8 protein-coding genes and 5 pseudogenes are annotated in these 19,342 nt (G+C 55.6%); 6 read left to right on the top strand and 7 right to left on the bottom strand.

Going from position 1 to position 19,342, the window contains the following annotated elements; all coding sequences use genetic code 11:
• Positions 1 to 16: 16 nt before the first annotated feature.
• The 4 genes and pseudogenes from ACM5QY_RS23555 (at position 17) to ACM5QY_RS23540 (ending at position 3,853) form a co-directional block, all read left to right on the top strand.
• Positions 17 to 1,386, top strand: a pseudogene (locus ACM5QY_RS23555) (sucrose-specific PTS transporter subunit IIBC).
• Positions 1,383 to 2,331, top strand: a pseudogene (locus tag ACM5QY_RS23550) (sucrose-6-phosphate hydrolase); the annotation flags it as partial. The pseudogenes ACM5QY_RS23555 and ACM5QY_RS23550, both read left to right, overlap by 4 nt.
• Before the next feature lie 150 nt (positions 2,332 to 2,481).
• Complete coding sequence (locus tag ACM5QY_RS23545; protein ID WP_416123412.1) at positions 2,482 to 2,793, top strand: GH32 C-terminal domain-containing protein; 312 nt, start codon at positions 2,482 to 2,484, stop codon at positions 2,791 to 2,793.
• Between the two features lie 31 nt (positions 2,794 to 2,824).
• Positions 2,825 to 3,853, top strand: coding sequence for a LacI family DNA-binding transcriptional regulator (locus ACM5QY_RS23540; RefSeq protein WP_416123090.1), 1,029 nt, complete (start codon positions 2,825 to 2,827; stop codon positions 3,851 to 3,853).
• Between the two features lie 169 nt (positions 3,854 to 4,022).
• On the opposite strand, the pseudogene ACM5QY_RS23535 reads toward ACM5QY_RS23540, so the two are convergent.
• From ACM5QY_RS23535 to ACM5QY_RS23520, 4 genes and pseudogenes are all read right to left on the bottom strand, one after another.
• Positions 4,023 to 4,109 (bottom strand): annotated as a pseudogene (locus tag ACM5QY_RS23535) (hypothetical protein); the annotation flags it as partial.
• A 59-nt stretch (positions 4,110 to 4,168) separates the two neighbouring features.
• A pseudogene (locus ACM5QY_RS23530) lies at positions 4,169 to 12,708 on the bottom strand (GH36-type glycosyl hydrolase domain-containing protein).
• 273 nt (positions 12,709 to 12,981) lie between these two features.
• Positions 12,982 to 14,418: a glycoside hydrolase family 1 protein gene (locus ACM5QY_RS23525; RefSeq protein WP_416123089.1), complete on the bottom strand. Its 1,437-nt coding sequence runs from the start codon at positions 14,416 to 14,418 to the stop codon at positions 12,982 to 12,984.
• 20 nt (positions 14,419 to 14,438) lie between these two features.
• Positions 14,439 to 15,368, bottom strand: a complete 930-nt coding sequence (locus ACM5QY_RS23520; RefSeq protein WP_416123088.1) for a nucleoside recognition domain-containing protein — start codon at positions 15,366 to 15,368, stop codon at positions 14,439 to 14,441.
• Positions 15,369 to 15,547: 179 nt separating this feature from the next.
• On the opposite strand from ACM5QY_RS23520, the gene ACM5QY_RS23515 reads away from it, so the two are divergent.
• Positions 15,548 to 15,952 (top strand): GFA family protein, encoded by a 405-nt coding sequence (locus ACM5QY_RS23515; protein ID WP_416123087.1) that lies wholly within the window; start codon positions 15,548 to 15,550, stop codon positions 15,950 to 15,952.
• Positions 15,953 to 16,071: 119 nt separating this feature from the next.
• Here the strand turns inward: ACM5QY_RS23515 and ACM5QY_RS23510 are convergent, their stop codons facing one another.
• On the bottom strand, positions 16,072 to 16,434 hold the full coding sequence (locus ACM5QY_RS23510) for a YebG family protein (RefSeq protein WP_416123086.1): 363 nt from the start codon (positions 16,432 to 16,434) through the stop codon (positions 16,072 to 16,074).
• A gap of 160 nt (positions 16,435 to 16,594) precedes the next feature.
• Between ACM5QY_RS23510 and ACM5QY_RS23505 the strand changes: the two genes are divergently transcribed.
• Complete coding sequence (locus ACM5QY_RS23505) at positions 16,595 to 17,071, top strand: GNAT family N-acetyltransferase (RefSeq protein WP_416123085.1); 477 nt, start codon at positions 16,595 to 16,597, stop codon at positions 17,069 to 17,071.
• A gap of 7 nt (positions 17,072 to 17,078) precedes the next feature.
• Here ACM5QY_RS23505 and ACM5QY_RS23500 read toward each other — a convergent pair whose 3' ends face one another.
• A complete protein-coding gene (locus ACM5QY_RS23500; RefSeq protein WP_416123084.1) occupies positions 17,079 to 17,561 on the bottom strand; it encodes a DUF1003 domain-containing protein in 483 nt (160 codons plus the stop codon).
• Positions 17,562 to 17,757: 196 nt separating this feature from the next.
• Positions 17,758 to 19,310, bottom strand: a pseudogene (treF, locus tag ACM5QY_RS23495) (alpha,alpha-trehalase TreF).
• Positions 19,311 to 19,342: the final 32 nt, after the last annotated feature.

Here is a 19,342-nt window from a genome sequence, read left to right as displayed (position 1 = left end):
AACAGTAAGGGACAAGATGAATATCAATGCCATAGCGACGGAGTTGCTGCCATTACTCGGCGGCAAAGACAATATTGCCAGCGCGGCGCACTGCGCAACGCGCCTGCGACTGGTGCTGGCCGATGACAGCCTGATCAATAAAAGCGCCATCGAGAAAGTCGAAGGCGTCAAAGGGTGCTTCAGCAATGCGGGCCAGATACAGATTATTTTTGGTACCGGCCTGGTGAATAAAGTGTATGCCGAGTTCATTAAAGTGGCGGGCATCAGCGAATCGAGCAAGTCCGAAGCGGCCAATATCGCGGCGCAAAAATTGAATCCGTTCCAGCGTATTGCCCGTGTGTTATCGAACATCTTCGTGCCAATTATCCCGGCGATTGTGGCCTCCGGTCTCCTGATGGGGTTGCTCGGCATGGTGAAAACCTATGGCTGGGCTAACCCGGAGAGCGCGATTTTTATCATGCTCGATATGTTCAGTTCCGCGGCATTTATCATTCTGCCGATCCTGATTGGTTTCACGGCTGCGCGTGAATTTGGCGGTAACCCGTTCCTCGGTGCGACGCTGGGAGGCATTCTGACCCACCCTGCACTGACCAATGCCTGGGGCGTGGCCGGTGGTTTCCATACCATGAATTTCTTTGGTATCGACATTGCGATGATCGGCTATCAGGGCACGGTATTCCCGGTGTTGCTGGCCGTCTGGTTCATGAGCTTCCTTGAAAAACGTCTGCGCAAAGTCATTCCTGATGCGCTGGATTTGATCCTGACGCCTTTCCTGACGGTGATTATTTCCGGGTTCATTGCTTTCCTGATTATCGGCCCTGCCGGCCGTGCACTGGGCGACGGCATCTCCTTTGTGCTCAGCACGCTGATCACGCACGCCGGTTGGGTCGCGGGACTGGTGTTTGGCGGGTTGTATTCCGTCATTGTGATCACCGGGATTCACCACAGCTTCCATGCGATTGAAGCCGGGTTGCTGGGCAATCCGAATATTGGCGTTAACTTCCTGCTGCCGATCTGGTCGATGGCTAACGTGGCACAAGGCGGTGCCTGTCTGGCGGTCTATTTCAAAACGAAGGATGCCAAAATCAAAGCCATTGCAGTGCCTTCAGCTTTCTCGGCCATGCTGGGCATTACCGAAGCGGCGATTTTTGGTATCAACCTGCGCTTCATGAAACCGTTCCTGGCCGCGCTGGCGGGGGCGCACTGGGTGGCGCCTGGGTTGTGGCGATGCACGTTAACATGACCGCCGTCGGCCTGACCGGCATTCCGGGGCTGGCAATCGTACAAGCCAGTTCGATCCTCAGCTATCTGATTGGTCTGGTGATTGCCTTTGGCAGCGCATTCCTGTTGTCTTTGCTGCTGAAATACAAAACGGAGAGTGAATGATGACGGAAACGAGTTTGCTGAAACAGGCTCTTCGCAGCGTGGTTTCCGGGCAGGTTAAAGCGGCGGCGGATCCTTACCGCCCCGGCTGGCACCTTGCACCGCCGGTAGGATTGCTCAACGACCCGAATGGATTCATCCGGCATAAAGGCCGTTATCATGTGTTCTACCAGTGGAATCCGCTGGCCTGTGCGCATGGCGCGAAATTCTGGGGCACTGGAGTTCGGCGGATTTACTGAGCTGGCGGCATGAGCCGCTGGCGCTGGCACCGTCAGAAGCTTACGAATCGCACGGCTGTTATTCCGGTTCTGCGGTGACCGATCACGGTCACTTAACGCTGATTTACACCGGTAATGTGAAATATGCCAATGGCAGCCGCACGGCGTTCCAGTGTCTGGCGCGTGAAAATGCATACGGCGAATTCGACAAAACCGGCCCCGTGCTGGATTTGCCGGAAGGCTACACCGGCCATGTGCGCGATCCGAAAGTCTGGCGAAAGGGTATCACTGGTACATGGTGCTCGGTGCGCAGGATCTCAGCCTTCAGGGAAAAGTGCTGTTACTGCGCTCAGCCGATCTGCTCAGCTGGGATTTTCTGGGCGAGATTGCCGGGTCGAATCTCAATGGATTGGGCGAATTCGGCTACATGTGGGAATGCCCGGATATGTTCAGGCTGGCCGACCACGACGTCCTGATTTGCTGTCCGCAGGGTCTGCCCGCGGAAAAAGACCGTTATCTGAATACCTTCCAGTCGGGCTATTTTGTCGGTCAGCTTGATGCCGAAAAGGCGAAATTCCCGCACGGGGATTTCACCGAGCTGGATCTGGGCTTTGAGTTCTACGCGCCACAAACCACCCAAACTGATGACGGCCGCAGGCTGCTCATCGGCTGGATGGGTATCCCTGACGGCGATGAGTTTTATCAGCCCACGGTGGAAAACGGCTGGCTGCATACCCTGACCTGCCCGCGAGAACTGACGCTGGAAGCCGGTAAAATCATCCAGCGCCCTGCCCGTGAACTGCAACAGCTTCGCGGCCACGTGCAGGAATGGCAGGGTCTGACGAACGATGCGCCGGTATGGGATGTCACCCGCGCGGAAATGGAAATTGAAACCGCGCAGCCTTTCAGCGCCGGTTTCGGGGGCGATCTGCTTCTCCGCTGGGACGGTGAATGTCTGCATCTGACCCGCAAAAACCGGCGCACCGGATTGCCTGAAGTCCGCGTCTGGCATGGCCAGTTACGCAAACTGAACGTACTGTGTGACAGTTCAAGCCTCGAAATCTTCATTAACGACGGCGAAGCGGTGATGACGTCACGTTATTTCCCTGTATTACCGGCATTAGTAAACTTTGGCGGTGATCAGCAGATTACGCTGCGCCACTGGTTGTTCGCTGATTGCGTGTTAGAATAAAAAACCTTTCCGGACAACAGAATATGGCGCAGTGAAAAAGACCAAACGCATCACTATCAGTGGCATAGCAGAGCTGGCTGGCGTGTCCAAATCGACTGCCAGTCAGGTTCTCAACGGGCACAGTAAGAAGTTTCGCATCTCCGATACCACCCGTGACCGCGTGCTTGCCGTCGCTGCTGAGCAACATTATCAGCCGAGTATTCACGCCCGTTCACTCAACGTATCGCGCAGCTTCACGCTGGGGCTGGTTGTCCCGGAAATGACCAACTACGGTTTTGCCGCCTGCTCAAACGAACTCGAAACCCTCTGCCGCGAGAACGGTATGCAGTTGCTGATTGCCTGCACGGATGAGAACACCAGCCAGGAAACCATGGTGGTAAACAACCTCATCCAGCGCCAGGTTGACGGGCTGATTGTGGCGTCGAGTATGCTCAGCGATGCGGAATACGTGAAAATCAGCCAGCAGTTACCGGTGATTCTGTTTGACCGTTATTTACAGGAAACGCAATTGCCGCTGGTGGTGTGTGAAGCCATCGAGTCTTCCGCCGAGCTGGTCGCGCGGGTGGCGAAAAAGCACCCGGATGAATTTTATTTTCTCGGCGGTCAGCCCCGCATTTCCCCGACGCGTGACCGTCTTGCCGGTTATCAGCTCGGTCTTGAACGTGCGGGCGTCAGCCCGGATCCTGAATGGATTATGTACGGCAATTATCATCCCAGCTCAGGTTATGAAATGTTTGCCAATCTCTGTGCCCGGTTGGGACGTCCGCCCAAAGCGCTGTACGTCGCGTCCTGCGGGCTGATGGAAGGGGTATTGCGCTACATGAGCCAGCACAAACTGCTAGAGAGCGATATCCACTTATGCAGTTTTGATGACCATTATCTTTATGATTCGCTCACGGTGAAAATTGATACCGTGGCACAGGATTGCAAGGAACTGGCCATACATTGTTTTGACCTGATCATCAGTCTGATCAATGAACAGCCGACTGAGCAGATTCAAAGCTACTTAGCCCCCAAATTACACTGGCGGCATCCTGATTCATTGGATGTCATCAGCTGAGTTTCACCTTGTGCGCAGGAATCTGTTTTTACCGGAGGAATGCGCCTGAATCCATCAGTTCACATCAATCCGAAAAATACGTAACAGCGCCCTTTTCCCGACTTCGGTAAACGTGACTTCACGATAGCCTGGTGTTCTGACCCGCCAGCCGGTAATCCGGCCCGATTTCCTACCTGAAACTCCACTGCACGCTCACGACAAACACTGACGGAATGATGATCCCGGTTTCTACACCGAAGTATGTACAAAAATGCCACGTTGTTATCCCGGCAACAGGCCGTGTGCCTGTGCCGGGAATTTATTCACACAGGCAATTCATTCGTTTTTAGCCGTCCTCCCCAGCTCTACGTCAACATGATGCTCCTGCCCGTCATCGTTAAGTGGGATCTCATCATTGGCCAGTAAATTTCCGTCCAGCGTTACACGATATTCCCCGTGCTTTTACGGACGGTCATCAGATAGCGGCTGGAGCCTTGCTGGTAAGTAACGCTGATTTCCGGCCAGTTTTCGGGAAGCTGGCTATGAACGGATATCGTATCGCCCCGGCGCGTGATGCCCAGTAGCGATTCGGTGATCAGACGATACGTCCACCCGGCGGAACCGGTATACCAGCTCCAGCCACCGCGTCCGCTGTGTGGCGCGACCGAATAGATATCGGCTGAAATGACGTACGGTTCGGCTTTGTATCGTTCCACCGCGTCTGCGCTCAGGCTGTGATTGATCGGGTTAATCATCGCCATCAGTTCCCACGCGCGCGCAATATTGCCTTGTTTTGCAAAGGCCATCACCGCCCAGATTGCGCCGTGCGTGTACTGCCCGCCGTTCTCGCGAACCCCCGGCAGATAACCGCGAATGTAACCGGGATTTGGGCCGTTGCCGTCGAAAGGAGGCGTGAGAAGTTTGATCAAACCGGCGTCGTTATCGACAAGGTACTTATCCACCGATTGCATGGCGCTGGCGGTGCGTTCCGGTGTGCCCGCCCCGGAAAGTACCGACCAGCTTTGGGCGATGGCGTCGATCTGACATTCCTTGTTGACGTGGGAACCCAGCGTTTCTCCGTCGTCGAAATACCCGCGCAAATACCATTCACCGTCCCACGCGTGATCGTTGAGATTTTGTCTGAGCAGCGCAGATTGTTCACGACACAGTGTGGCGACGTCGGCGTCCTGACGTTCTTGCGCCAGCGCACCATAACGTTGCAGCACGTCATATAAGAAGAAGCCCAGCCAGACACTTTCCCCGCGGCCGCCCAGCCCGACCAGATTCATGCCGTCATTCCAGTCACCGGCGCCCATCAGCGGCAGGCCGTGCTCGCCCATTTTCAGCCCGTATTTAAGCGCACGCACGCCGTGCTGCCACAGGGTTTCCTGCGTGGTGCTGACCACCGGTTGTTCGTAGAAAGATTCTTCGCCGGGCGCCAGCAAACGCGCTTCGAGGTACGGCACGGATTCTTGCGCAATGGCGTGATCGTCGGTCACCGCAATGTAATGGCTTATCGCCAGCGGCAGCCACAGATAATCGTCGGAGCAGCGCGTGCGGACGCCATTGCCGGTCGGCGGATGCCACCAGTGCTGAACGTCACCTTCAATGAATTGTCGCGAGGCGCACATCAGGATCTGCTCGCGCATCCGCTGCGGCGCGGCGTGAGTCAGCGCCAGTGTATCCTGCAACTGATCGCGGAAACCAAATGCGCCGCCGGACTGATAATACCCGCTGCGCGCGAGGATCCGACTGGCGAGGGTTTGATAAATCAGCCAGCCGTTGGTCAGCAAATCGACGGACTTATTCGGCGTGGTGATCTGAATTTTATCCAGAACCTGATGCCAGTGATGATGAACACGCTCCAGTTCTGCCTGCGCAGCACCTTCCTGGAAGAACTGATGGATCAACGCTTCCGCGTCTCCCGCGTTTTGCCCCAGCCCGAGTGCGAAAATAAAGGTGCGCTGGTCACCGTCAATCAGCGTAGTGGCAGACTGCACCGCGCCGCAAGGGTCAAACATCGCACCGGTTTTATCTGAAAGCCGCTGATTTTTCATTGCAGCGGGCGCTGCTGTGGAACCCGTTCTTCCGAGGAATTCTCGGCGATCGCCGCTCACGGAGCAATGCGCACCGGTGACGGCAAAAAACGCGGTACGCGGTGAGCCGTTGCTGGTGTAATGATTGGTCGCCAGCACGCCGCAGCCCTGCACGACGTGAGCCTGCGAGGTGACAATATGCATGGCGGATTTCACCCGCAAATCGGCCATCACCCACTCGACATAACCGGTCACCGACAGCCTGCGCGGCCTGCCTGACACGTTCGTCAGCGTCAGCATAATCAGTTTGACCGGCGCATGTTCCGCGATCAATACCGTCATTTCGCTGCTGATCCCACGTTCGGTATGCTCGAACACGCTGTAACCAAAACCGTGCCGCGTGACATAACCGCCGGGGCCACGTACCGGCAGCGGTGCCGGAGACCAGACGCTGCCGGTCTCTTCATCGCGCAGATAAAATGCTTCGCCGGAACTGTCGCTGACCGGGTCGTTTTCCCACGGCGTCAGACGGTATTCATGCGCATTCTCATACCAGGTATATGCCTGACCGCTTTCCGAAATCACCGAACCAAAATCTGCATTGGCGAGTACGTTCGACCACGGCGCGGGCGTGTTTTCACCGTCGTTGAGCACAATCTGATATTCACGGCCATCAGGCGAGAATCCACCCAGCCCGTTGAAATACGTCAGGTCGCGCGCCGAGGCGACGACGGGCTGGCTGTCCTTGAGCGTGCGCACCGGCAACAACGCGGGCAGAGAGATATGCGGTGGCTGCATCCGCTGATTCAGCTGATCCGCCAGCGTTCCGCGCCGGTCGTCGATCACTACGCGGGCAACGCTCATCAGCAGTGTGCGGTCATCCTGCGTCATTTGTTCGCCATTACGGACAAAAATGCCGCCCGGGATATCGGTCAGGCTGGAACCCGCGCCGGACGCTACCAGACTGAGGATCTGATTTTGCAGCGCCTGCTGATAGCCACCCGAATCATTACACAGAATGACCAGATCGACTTTCAGCCCTTTCAGCCGCCAGTAATGATGCGCACGGATCAGCAATGTCACCAGTCCGATATTTTCATTGCTGGTCATCGTCAGCAGAACGATTGGCAGGTCGCCGGAGAGCGATTGCCCCCACAATCCGGATTGCCCGCGACGGTTCGCGCTCACCGCCTGCGCATCGCCGCGCATTTCCTGACTGGCAAAAATAATGGCACCGGCCAGCCGGTTAAACAGCCCGGCATCTTCCTCGGTGGCATTCAGCTGGCGCAGCACCACCTGACTGTGCGACCAGGTGATTTCAAATACCCGGTCAGCAATATGGTGATCGCGGTATTTTTCCATTAACGCCAGACTTTGCAGACGGGTGTCAGCAATGCCGTAAACCATATCGATGATGACCGGCACGCCGGGTTTGAGGCGAATGCGCTGGCGGATCGCCATCACCGGATCCAGCACGGCACCGGCGCTGTTACTGAGCGCCCCCGCCCGGCGTAATGCCTGCGGATTTGAAGCCGTATTACCGCGCCCGATAAATTGTGCACGATCGGTTTCGAACGATGTTTCCCGTTCCACGGCACCGTGGATCGCCATCATATGGAACATCCACGGGCACTGTTCTTCATGCTCACGCGGGCGGCGATGACATAAAATCCCTTCCTGCGCGGGCATCAGTTCGGTTTGTACAAACAGGTTGCTGAACGCCGGATGCGCCGCGTCATTGGCGGCAGGAGCCAGCACCACTTCGGCGTAGGTGGTGATTTCCAGCTCGCGGGCATGGCGGCCATGATGCGTGACCGTCATCCGGCGGATTTCCACATCATCCTCCGGTGATACCACGATATGCGTTTGCGTGGTCAGCGAGCCGTGAGTCCGTCGGAATTCGGCTCCGGCATCGGTCAGCACGGCGTGATAAGTCCCCTTTTGCTTGCCGAGCGGCTGCCACGTATTGCTGGTGACGGTGCCTGATTCAGGATCACTCAGATAACAGAAAATACCCCGGTTATCGCGCGTTGCATCTTCGCGCCAGCGCGTCAGCGTCAGGTCTTTCCAGCGGCTGACGCTGCCGCCGGCCTGCGTCACCATCAGGTGATAATTTGTGTTGGAAAGCAGCAGAACTTCCGGTGCCGGGCTGTCGGCATTGCTGAATTCCCGCAGCTCGATATTCACTTTTTGCAGTGTACTGTCGTGCGATTCAAAGTGACGGCGCGGGCTGTAAAGCTCCACGGCATCGGGCACGCGTTCCTGCAACAGAAGGCGGGCAGACTGGAATGCCGCATTCGCCGCAAAGCGTGCGTTCATTGGCGCATCGAGCAACACATTCGCCAGCGCCAGAAACCCCATGCCCTGGTGGTGCGCCATGTAGGAGCGCACCACGATGTAAATCTGCCCGCGGATCAGACGCGACGGTGTGTAATCGAGTGCATCATAAAAACCGTACTCCCCGCGGGCACCGCGATTTTCCAGCTCGGCCAGATTGAGACAGGCTTCCTGCGGCCGGATCATCAGCGCCATCAGGGTGGCGTAAGGCGCAACCACCATATCCTCGGCAAGACCGCGCTTCAGCCCGAGGCCGGGCACACCAAAGGCGTGATATTGATAATTCTGGTTGAGATCAAACGCGGCATATGCGGATTCGGAAATACCCCACGGCACCTTGTTTTCCCTGCCCCAGGCAATCTGCCGGTCAACGGCGGTCTGGCACATTTGCACCAGCAGCGTGTCCGGATAGGCGGGCATGACCAGTTGCGGCATCAGGTACTCAAACATCGAACCGCTCCATGACATCAGCGACGGTTGCTTGTCGATGACGGTGAATAAGCGGCCCAGCGCGAACCAGCTTTTTTGCGGCAACTGGTTGGTGGCGATGGTGACGTAGTTGGTCAGACGGATTTCCGACGGCAGCAGGTCATATTTTCCGCTGTCCATTTTATGTGCGTCACAGTTGTAGCCGACGGTCAGCAGATGTGTACTTTTGTCATACAGGAACTGGAAATCCATGTGCGCGTGGTCGTTAAGGCGTTTTTCCAGCTCACTGATAATGTCCAGACGCTGACGCGCCAGCCCGATCGCGCGGGATAAATCCGGCTCGGTTCGCGTATCCTGCTGCGCCAGCCATTGCAACGAAGGCAGCGGAGCGCTTTGTGCCGCTGGTGTCAGCGCGCCATAAAAATCCGTCCACTCTTCCAGCCCTGCATCTATCTGCGTGGCCAGACGTTGCAACCAGACGGTATCGGCATGCGTAATCAGCGCGCGCATTTCCCTTACAGGATCCAGTGCCTGTATGTCTGCCGTTTGCGGCATAAGGTGGCGGAGTCTGAGCAGCACCGGTGATGACGTCTGTTTTTCGGCCATTTGCAGGGTATCGTCCAGCCCGTTCAGCCAGCGCCCGATGTCCGTCGCGGGTTGCGTGCGCCAGAGCCGTAAACCGGTGCTCAGCGTCAGCAGGTGCCCGGCCAGATTGCCGCTGTCAACGCTGGAGATGTAGCGCGGATTGAGCGGTTCCAGCGTGCGCGTGTCGTACCAGTTATAAAGATGGCCGCGATAATGTTCGAGTTTGTCCAGCGTATCGAGCGTCAGGCTGGTGCGTTCGAGGACCTCTCTTTGCGTGAGATAGCCAAAATCCCACGCGGTAATATTGGCCAGTAAGGACAGGCCGATATTAGTAGGCGATGTGCGGTGGGCAATCGTCGGCTGCGGGATTTCCTGGAAGTTATCCGGCGGCAGCCAGTTTTCGGTTTCATTGACGAAATCTTCAAAGAAAGACCAGGTCTGGCGCGCTGTCTGGCGCAGGAAGTTGTATTGCAGAATATTGAAATCCGGCACTTCGCGTTTTGCGGGCTGACTGAGCCAGCACAGAATGCGTGGCGCGAGAAACCACAGAATGCCCAGCGGCAGCGCGAACCCCAGAAGCGGCGGATGGGAATATGCAGCCACCATGATCACCGCCACACCGGCCAGCGGATTGGCCCACATCCGGCGATAAAAATATTCCGGTGCGTGTGCCCGGTTTTGCGCGCTAATACTCACACTGGCCCATTCGTGCAATTTGCGATGGCTGACATTCAGCCGCCACAGCGTCAGCAAAATCGCCTGTACGGAGTAAACGGCTTCGTGCGGCAGCGTCATCAGGTGCAGGAAAATACGTGAAATCCGGCTGACGGTGGCCGAAAATACGCTTTTCAGATGCGGGATGAGCGCACGTCGCGGGCCTTTATTCAGCAGATCCAGCACCAGCGCGACCAGCGCGGGGAACAACAGCATAAAACTGATCAATCCGAACCAGTAAAGCTTGTTGGGCACCAGAATCAGCGTGCTGAAAATGAGGATCAACAGGGCGGGCGCGACCAGACTGCGGCGCAGGTTATCAAACAGTTTCCAGCGGGAAAGCAATGTCAGCGGATTACGGGCACGCTGGCCGTCTTCCTGCGTCACCCGCAAACCGAGCCAGTTCAGCAATTGCCAGTCACCGCGTATCCAGCGGGTTTTACGCGCCACATCCGCCAGATAATGGTCAGGATATTGCTCGTACAGCACCACATCGCTGAGCATCCCGGAACGGGCATAACAGCCCTCCAGCAAGTCGTGGCTGAGTACCAGATTTTCCGGGCAGGTGTTTTCTGTGGCCTGCATAAAGACATCAACGTCGTAAATGCCCTTCCCGACAAACGAGCCTTCGCCGAATAAATCCTGATAGATATCGGACGACATAGACGAATACGGATCATTACCTGGCACGCTGCTGCATAACGCGGCGTAGCGTCCCTGCCCGTTCTCCGGGATTTCTTCCGCCAGCCGTGGCTGGAGAATGGCGTAACCGGAAATCACCCGCTGAAGCTTTTCGTTATACACCGGATGATTCAGCGGATGTGCCATGGCGGCCACCAGCTGATGCGCCGTCGCGCGCGGCAAAACGGTGTCGCTGTCGAGCGTAATCACGTATTTCACCTGCCGCAGATATTCCTGCGTACTGCCTTCAATCAGCGAGAACGGCTGAGCCTGCTGACGCAGCCAGCGGTTCAGCGCGTTCAGCTTGCCGCGTTTGCGCTCGTAGCCCATCCACACGCCTTGTTGCGGATTCATTTCACTGTCGCGATGCAAAAGCGTAAACCGCGCGCCTTCTGTGGCGGGATAACGCCGGTTCAGCGATTGGATCTGCCGGGTGGCGTGGGTCAGCAGATCGTCATTTTGAGCGTTGTCGCGCTGGTCGCTGTCGTGAAAATCACTCAGCAGCGCGAAATTAAGATGTGCCGACACATTGCCGAGATAACACACTTCCAGGCTGTTAATCAGCGCGTCGATATTTTTTTTACTGCCCAGCAAACAAGGGATCACCACCAGCGTGCTGGCGGTTTCCGGGATCCCACCGGCAAATTCCAGACGCGGTAACGGCTGTGGCGTGCGGCTGCGGGTGGTAATTTCACTGAGCAGATTGAGGGCGAACTGGCTGGCGACCAGCACAACCGGAACCAGAAGCGCCCACCACACCCAGTGCAGTGGCGGATTTTCCGAACGGTAAAGCGCATGAGCGGTCACGGCGGTGGTCAGGAGCAAAAGACTGCCGAGCCACGAAAGCAGCGGTGTCTGGCTCAGTCTGGCGCGTATCCGGGTGATCAGGGAAAACCGGGCGCTGAGGTCTTTTTCCAGTGTTTTACGGCCTGCGTCAATCAGGTAATACCCGACGTGTTGTTGCTGATAGGAACCGGTGGCTCCCTGCGCTAAAGCCACAGCACGGGCGGCGACGAAGGCTTCGTCATGGCGTGAATTACGTGAAAGACGTTCAATCTGATGGCGGTAATTGTCGCGGGTATCAAAATGCATCAGCGGATAAATACCGGCAGGATCGCCCTGCAACGTTTGCTCGACCACGCTGAGATTTTCGGCAAAGTCTGCCCAGTCCATTTCCGTCAGCTGACGTAATCCCATAATACTGTTACTGACGGAAAGCTGATTGGCGGCCAGTTGCTGGTTAAATTTGTCGATCACTTCACGTTGCGTCAGCCCGACTTCGCTCAGGCGCTGTTCCACCCAGGTCAGCGGCAGCGCCAGCATCGAGCCATGTCCTTGCAGGCGGCGCACCAGTTCGGCGACAAACGCGCTGGTCCGCGGCGGATTGGTGCGCGCCATATCGGCGATAATAATGATCTGGCCGGACGGATCGTTTTCGGCGCTGTCCTGCAATTTATTGACCCAGTAATCCGCCAGATTGCGTTCCTGCTGGGCATTCGCCACTTCAATGCTGACGCGGCGCAGATTCTCGATTAGTGCAAGGCGCAGCATACCGGGGAACGCCCACAGTTCGCCGAGCGTCAGCGGTTTAACGCTCTGGTAAGTGGTGAAAAATCGGGTGAGCGTGGTGATGTCCAGAAGTCCGTCGCTGTGGCTGACGACCTCGGTGGCGATATCATAAATACGCGGGCAGAAATGCGGGGAACCGAGCGGCGGAAGGCCTTTACCAAAGTTTTTCGGCAGCAACTGACGCACCAGGCGGATTTGTTCTTCAATCAGATAAAAGTTATCGAGCAGCCATTCACCGGCGGGCGTAATACTCGCTTTCTCCCCGTTGCTTAAAATCAGGCAACTTCGGGTCAGGACTTTTTCATTATCATCAAGGCGTTTAAGCAGGTAGTACGGGAGTTTTTTGCCGGAGAGTTTGTGCGAGAGGGCCAGCTTTCCACCGTAGCGTTCCATCTGATCCGCTGAGAAAAGCTCCGTGCGGATCGGCACTGTCTGTTCCCGAGCGCTGGCGCGCTGACGGCGCGTAATGGAGATAACAGGCGGTGCCCGTTTGCTTTTGAACCAGTTAATGACAGTCTTTTTCACATGAACATACCTTACGGGGACCCGAGAAGGCAGTTGCCTGAGCTGCGATAAGAGTTCACGTAAAAAGAAGAAAGGGTAAAGGTCAGGGAGGCGAAACGGCTTATTACCCTCTGCGGGCAATCCTTTTCATACTAGCCTGTTTACCGGATTTCAGTGGGTTTATTTTCGCCAGCGTGGAGTGTGAGGCCTGAATTCGTTGTTAAAACTTCTTGTTAAAAAAATTCAGACGGATCTCTCCGCCCGAATTTTTCCACCATTTTTCACATCACCGTTTTAGCTGATATCCGCGCCGTTAGTGGCGATCACTTTCTGATACCAGTGGAAAGACTTCTTCTTGTAACGGTTGCCGGTGCCGGAGATTTTATCGTCGAGATCGACATAAATCAGGCCGTAGCGTTTGCTCATCTCACCGGTGGACATACTCACCAGATCGATGCAGCCCCACGGCGTGTAACCCATCAGATCCACGCCGTCTTCAATGGCTTCTGCCATCGCAGCGATATGCTGGCGCAGATAGTTGATGCGGTAATCATCGGCGATAACGTGGTTTTCATCCGGTTTATCGACGGCACCTAAACCATTCTCAACAATGAACAGCGGCTTTTCGTAGCGGTCGTAAAGCTGATTCAGCGCGATACGCAGGCCAACCGGGTCGATTTCCCAACCCCAGTCACTGGCGTCGAGGAACGGATTGCGTGCGCCGCCCAGCAGGTTGCCTTGCGCAGATACCGCGTCGGGATTGGTTTTGTTGATGGTTGAAGACATGTAATAGCTAAAGCCAATGTAATCCACCGTGTGCTGTTTAATCAGCTCCAGATCGCCCGGCTGAATATCCAGCGCAACGCCCTGCGATGCCCACAAACGTTTAGCGTAGTACGGATATTTCCCGCCTGCCTGCACGTCCGCGCAGTAGAAGTTAAACGCCTGCGTCTCTTTCAGGGTTTCGAGCTGGTTCACCGGATTGCAGTCGTAAGCGTAATTCGTGGCGAACAGGATCATGCAGCCGATCTTAATCTGGGCGTTTGTCTCGTGGGCAATTTTGACCGCCAGGCTGCTGGCCACAAACTGGTTATGCCATGCCTGGAATTTGGCCTGAGCCTCCAGCGCGCCGGTTTTGACCGTCAGACCCTGGCTCATGATCGGGAAATGCGCCGCACTGTTGATTTCGTTGAAAGTCATCCAGTACTTCACTTTATGACCAAAACGCACCAGTACCGTGCGGGCAAAGCGCTCGAAGTGGCCGATCAGTTCACGGTTTTTCCAGCCGCCAAACACGGTCGCCAGATGCAGCGGCATTTCGTAATGCGAAAGGGTGATAACCGGTTCGATGCCGTGCGCGATACAAGCGTCGATCACTTTGTCATAGTGCGCCAGACCGGCTTCGTTCGGCTGTTGCTCGATACCGTTCGGATAGATGCGCGTCCAGGCGATGGAAAAGCGGTAACATTTGAAGCCCATTTCCGCAAACAGGGCGATATCTTCTTCAAAACGATGATAGTGATCGATGCCCTTGTGGTTCGGATACGTGTGCTTTGCGGTATCCAGCGTGAAATCAAATTCCGGCGAAGAAACAATGCTTAAGCGGTCTTTGCCACCGGGGATAGCATCGACAATTGACAACCCTTTCCCGTCCTGATCGTATGCCCCTTCAACCTGGTTTGCCGCCGTTGCGCCGCCCCACATAAAGCCTTGCGGAAACTTCTCTTTCATTTAAAAACTCCCTTGAACAGTCAAAATACCAGTGCGTGAACAATGCTGCGAATGAGGATCCCGATCAGTGCACCCGGCAGTGCATAACGGAACAGCCGGACAAAACGGCTGGCGATCCCCAGAAAAATACCGATACCGGGTAAATCGAGCGTCTGAATCAGGAAACCGCTCGAAGCATTCACCTGCTGCGGGGAAAACAGCCCGCGATGAATCAGATCGGACACCACGCCGTAATACGCCGTGCCGCCGGCAAGCATTTTGGTCAGCGCGGGCAAAACGTACACGTCCGAAATACTGAAAAAGCCTAACACCGGCCCGAGCAGACGGGTCAGAAACTCAATCGCCCCGGCTTCTTTTAAGATACCGACGACGGTCAGCGAAAGGATCAGCATCGGCACGGAGCCCAAAGCCAGACGAATGGCGTCGGAACCGGCGCTGTTGATAATGGCGATCAGGCCCTTGTTGGTTTTATCTTCCAGCGGATTACTTTCCCGCTCCAGCGCGGTGGCCGACAGGCGTCGCCCAAAAATATAATACGTCGCACTCGCTGCGCCAAGGCCACCGGCAATTGAAATAATAATCGCCGCCCCCCAGTGCAGGCCGTAAGGGATCAGCGGATAAAACACATTGCCCTGCCCCATGGCGAAAAGCATCGCCAGCGTGGCGGCAAGATGACGGTCCGATGTTCCTCTTTTTTCCATCAGTGCCAGCGACGCCAGCGGTGCGGCGAAACTCACGAAATTCAGTTGGATGAGCGCAAACACCGCCATGCCGGTGACGCCAAAGGGGCGTAAAACCGGTGTCACCAGCCGTACAATCCCGTCGAGAACGCCACGCACTTCCAGGTACTTCATGATGATCAGCATGACCACCATGATTGGGATCAGCGTGTAAAGCGCCACGTTAACTGACGCTTTACCCGCCGAGAGAATGATCCCGATAATGTCCATTACCCACTCCGCTAAAATAAATTGCCAGTAACATACCCCCAACCTGACGTCCTGTCATGCCCTTGAGCGAGGATAAAAAAGCGGCTAACGTATCCGAACGCCTGTCAGCTTCGATGAAAACATTCAACACGGTGAACCGGCTAACCCGCTCATTCACCGGACGATCTCAGGAGATTTCCATGTCAGATAAAGTGTCAGCCCAGTGTCATTGCGGTTCGGTTGTCTTCAGCGCCGAGCTTACCGATGGCTATAACAACGTGCTTCGCTGTAACTGTTCGTTCTGCCGTATGCGCGGCGCGGTCGTCGTCCCGGCTCAGGAAGTGGAAGTGATCAAGGGCAAGGACAAACTTACCAAATACCGGTTTAACACCGGTGAAGCCGCCCATTTCTTCTGTTCGGTTTGCGGGATTTACACTTTCCATCAGCGCCGCTCAAATCCTGAATTTTACGGCGTTAACGTCGCCTGCATTGAAGGCGTTTCACCGTTTGATTTTCCGGTAGTCAGCGTCAGCGACGGCATTAATCATCCGAAAGATGGCGGTAAAGGGGGTGTGGCGGGATATATTCGTTACGAGCCGAAATAAATATGAGGCTAAGTCGTTCGGGACTCAGAAATGAAGGCGTTGTGGAAGGGTATTGATAAAGGAACACACCGGTTATTGCCGGTGCGTGTCCCTTTCTGGCGTTTTTTAGGGCAGAGAAGTCAGGCGGCTTTCACTGCACGCGGTTTCTTCGGTGCTGGCGTTTCTTCTGCTGTAGGTTCGGCGTGTTCCGCCGTTTCAGGTTCTGCGGTTTCTTCTGCTGTTTCTTCAACGACGACCGCTACGGCTTCCGGTAATTTACTGGTGCGCAGAATATGCTGAACGGCGTCTTTCTGTTCGGCGAGGTGCAGCGCGATGTTTTCCGCCAGCGCTTCGTCAATCTCAAGCCCGCTCTGCGACAGCCATTCGGTGAAGGTATCTGCCATATCGAGCATCTTGTCGTAAGCGTCCGCATCTTTTTTATTGGCAAATGTCATTTTCTCTTCACCTTTTCTGACGACAACAAATTTTGTTTCAACAGCCATGACTCGCTCCTTATACTGTAATTATATACAGCATATTAATGATGAGTGCAGGATACATCATTCAGCCAGCTTTTTACAGCCCGACTGTATGAAATCTCTACCGGCCTGCGCTACATTCGTACGGTGATCATTAAAACAACCGAAACTCGCGGAGAACAACGTGACAGCAACCGACATATGCCATTGGACAAAAGGCACATTTCATATCACCACGGATAAAGCCGCGCAGGATATTCCGGCGATCCATCGTTACCTGACCCGCTCAACGTGGGCGGCCGGAATTGACGAGCAAACCGTGCGCGATTCTGTCGAAAATAGCCTGAATTTCGGGTTATTCGAAGGCGACAAGCAAATCGGTTTTGCCCGCCTTATTACCGATTACGCCACCTTTGCCTACCTGTGCGACGTCTACGTGCTTGAAGAATATCAGGGTAAAAACCTCGGCTTCTGGCTGGTGGAATGCTGCCAGTCGCATCCGGTGTCTGCGCGGTTGCGCCGCATGATGCTGTTCACTACCACCGCGCCGTGGCTGTATGAAAAATTCGGCTACGAGCCGGTCAACCGGCCGGATTATGCGTGGGCGATAACCCGGCCTGATATCTATTTGAAAAAGGATGATTTGAAGAACGAGGTGTAGCTTTTCTTTAACGGCTGGCTAACTGCGTTGTCAGGGTTTCGATACGTTCGGCCAGGTCTTTGGTCAGCGAGGTTAACGCAATGTTCTGCTGGACTAAAACCAGCAACTGCACGGAATTTTCCTCGGCGATGGTCTGGCGCTTGGCCATCGCATCGTCCAGATCTTCTCTGTGTTGGGCATCCGTCAGTGCATGCGCCAGGTCGCGCTCGGCCTGACGGGTTTGCGCCAGCAGAATCAGCGGTGCGGCGTAAGCGGCCTGTAAACTGAAAGCCAGATTCAGAAGAATAAACGGATACGGGTCAAATTTGGACAGCCCGGAAATATTCAGGTAGATCCAGACTGCGACGATCAGCGTCTGCGCGATCAGGAACGTCGGTGTGCCGAAGAACCGGGCAAACGCTTCTGCCTTCAGGGCAAACCATTGTTCACCAAAAGTATGGCTATGGCCTTTCAGCGGGCGATAAAAACGAAATTTTTTAACAGGTTGCATCGTATCTGTTCTCTTGTTTCGGTGAAAACGTTTCACGGCGGGCTTTTACTCTATCGCTAATTCACCGCATCCCAAAGCAGTGACAACCCGGCCAGCATTAACATCCCGTCAACGAAACGACGAAAAGTTTTCTCCGGTATTTTGATCACAGATCTTTTGCCGATCATCACTCCCGCGATCAGCGTGTTGCTGAGACTTAATCGTAATTTTCACCGTAAAGCCCGATCAGGCGGCGGACAACGCCGTTGGTCCAGCCGAAGCCGTCCTGAAGCGGATATTCGCCGCCGCCACCTTCGCGCGCGGCGCTGCCGGAGATATGGTATTTCTCAATCAGCTTGTGATGCTTCTGATAAAACTGATTCACCGTTCTCAGCCAGCTGTGGGCGATTTCATCCCCAGCACGTCGTTGCCATACAGTTTGAAGCCCTGAATCGCCATCCATTGCAGCGGTGCCCAGCCGTTCGGTTTGTCCCATTGCTCGCGGGTTTCAATGTCGGTTGCCAGTAAACCGCCGGACGTCAGAAGGCGTTCGCGCACCACGGCGGCGACGCTTTCGGCCTGCCCGTGCGTGGCGAGGCCGACAAACAGCGGCACCACGCAGGCGGCGGAAAATCGCGCCCGCTGCTGACGGTGCCAGTCGTAATCGCGGAAACACCCTTCTTCGTCGTCCCACAGATAGCGGGTAATGGCGTCGCGACGAACCGTGGCTTTATGCCGGAACAGCGCCTGCGTTTCGCGGTTGCCTTTCAGACCGGCGATATTTGAAATGGCGCTTTCCAGTTTGTACAAAAACGCGTTCAGGTCGACCGGAATAAACTGCGTGGTGCGGATACTGGCCAGACGATCAGGATCCCGCAGCCAGCGCGAAGAATAATCCCAGCCTGAGGCCGCACCGGCGCGCAGATCACGGTAAACCTCATTGGCCGGTCGGCTGGAAAGCTTCGCCGTTTCCACGTCCTCGCGCCAGGATTCGTCACGCGGGGTATCCCTGTCATCCCAGTAACGATTCAGCAGCGTGCCGTCTGGCAGGCAAACAACGTGACGGTACGCCTGATTGGGCATCAGTGAGCCCGCGCCATCCATCCAGAATTCGTACTCTTTCAGCAGATGATCCAGATACCGCCGCGCCCCGCGTACGCCATCCTCTTCAAACAGTTCAACCATCAGGGCAAACACCGGTGGCTGCGAACGACTGAGATAATACGTGCGGTTGCCGTTGGGAATATGCCCGTACATCTCAATCATCCAGGCGAAGTTGTCCGCCATGGTACGCAGCAAATCGTTACGGCCGCTTTCCGCCAGCCCCAGCATGGTGAAGTAGGAATCCCAGTAATACGTTTCGCTGAAACGCCCGCCTGGCACGATATACGCCTGCGGCAACGGCAGTAATGACGACCACGGCACATGGTCTTCCGGCTGGCGCGTCAGCACCGGCCAGAGCTTATCGATGTGCTCTTTCAGCGAATCGCCCGGATCGCTGACGTATTCATCGCCGTAATGTGCCGGTAACGAAAAATGCGCATCGACAAAGCGTTGCAGGTTGAAACCGGGATGATTTTTTATCCGGCGGTAGCGCAGGAGAATATCCAGCGGATCCATTTTCGGTGAGCAGTCAGGGAACGTTTTGCTGTCTTCAAACAGGCGCGAAGACTGTACGGCGGTGAACAGTTCCATGTAACGGTCAGCGGGCGTTAAAGCATCGGAAGGCGGCAGCCCTTCGATCATTTCCGGTTCCGGCTCGGCGTCCATCATCCGGTCGAGAATCAGCTCAATAGGTTCCA

It is taken from the genome of Rahnella sp. PCH160, assembly GCF_047784855.1.
In the GTDB taxonomy this organism is placed as follows: Bacteria; Pseudomonadota; Gammaproteobacteria; order Enterobacterales; family Enterobacteriaceae; genus Rahnella.
This window is presented reverse-complemented; position numbering and strand designations above follow the sequence as displayed.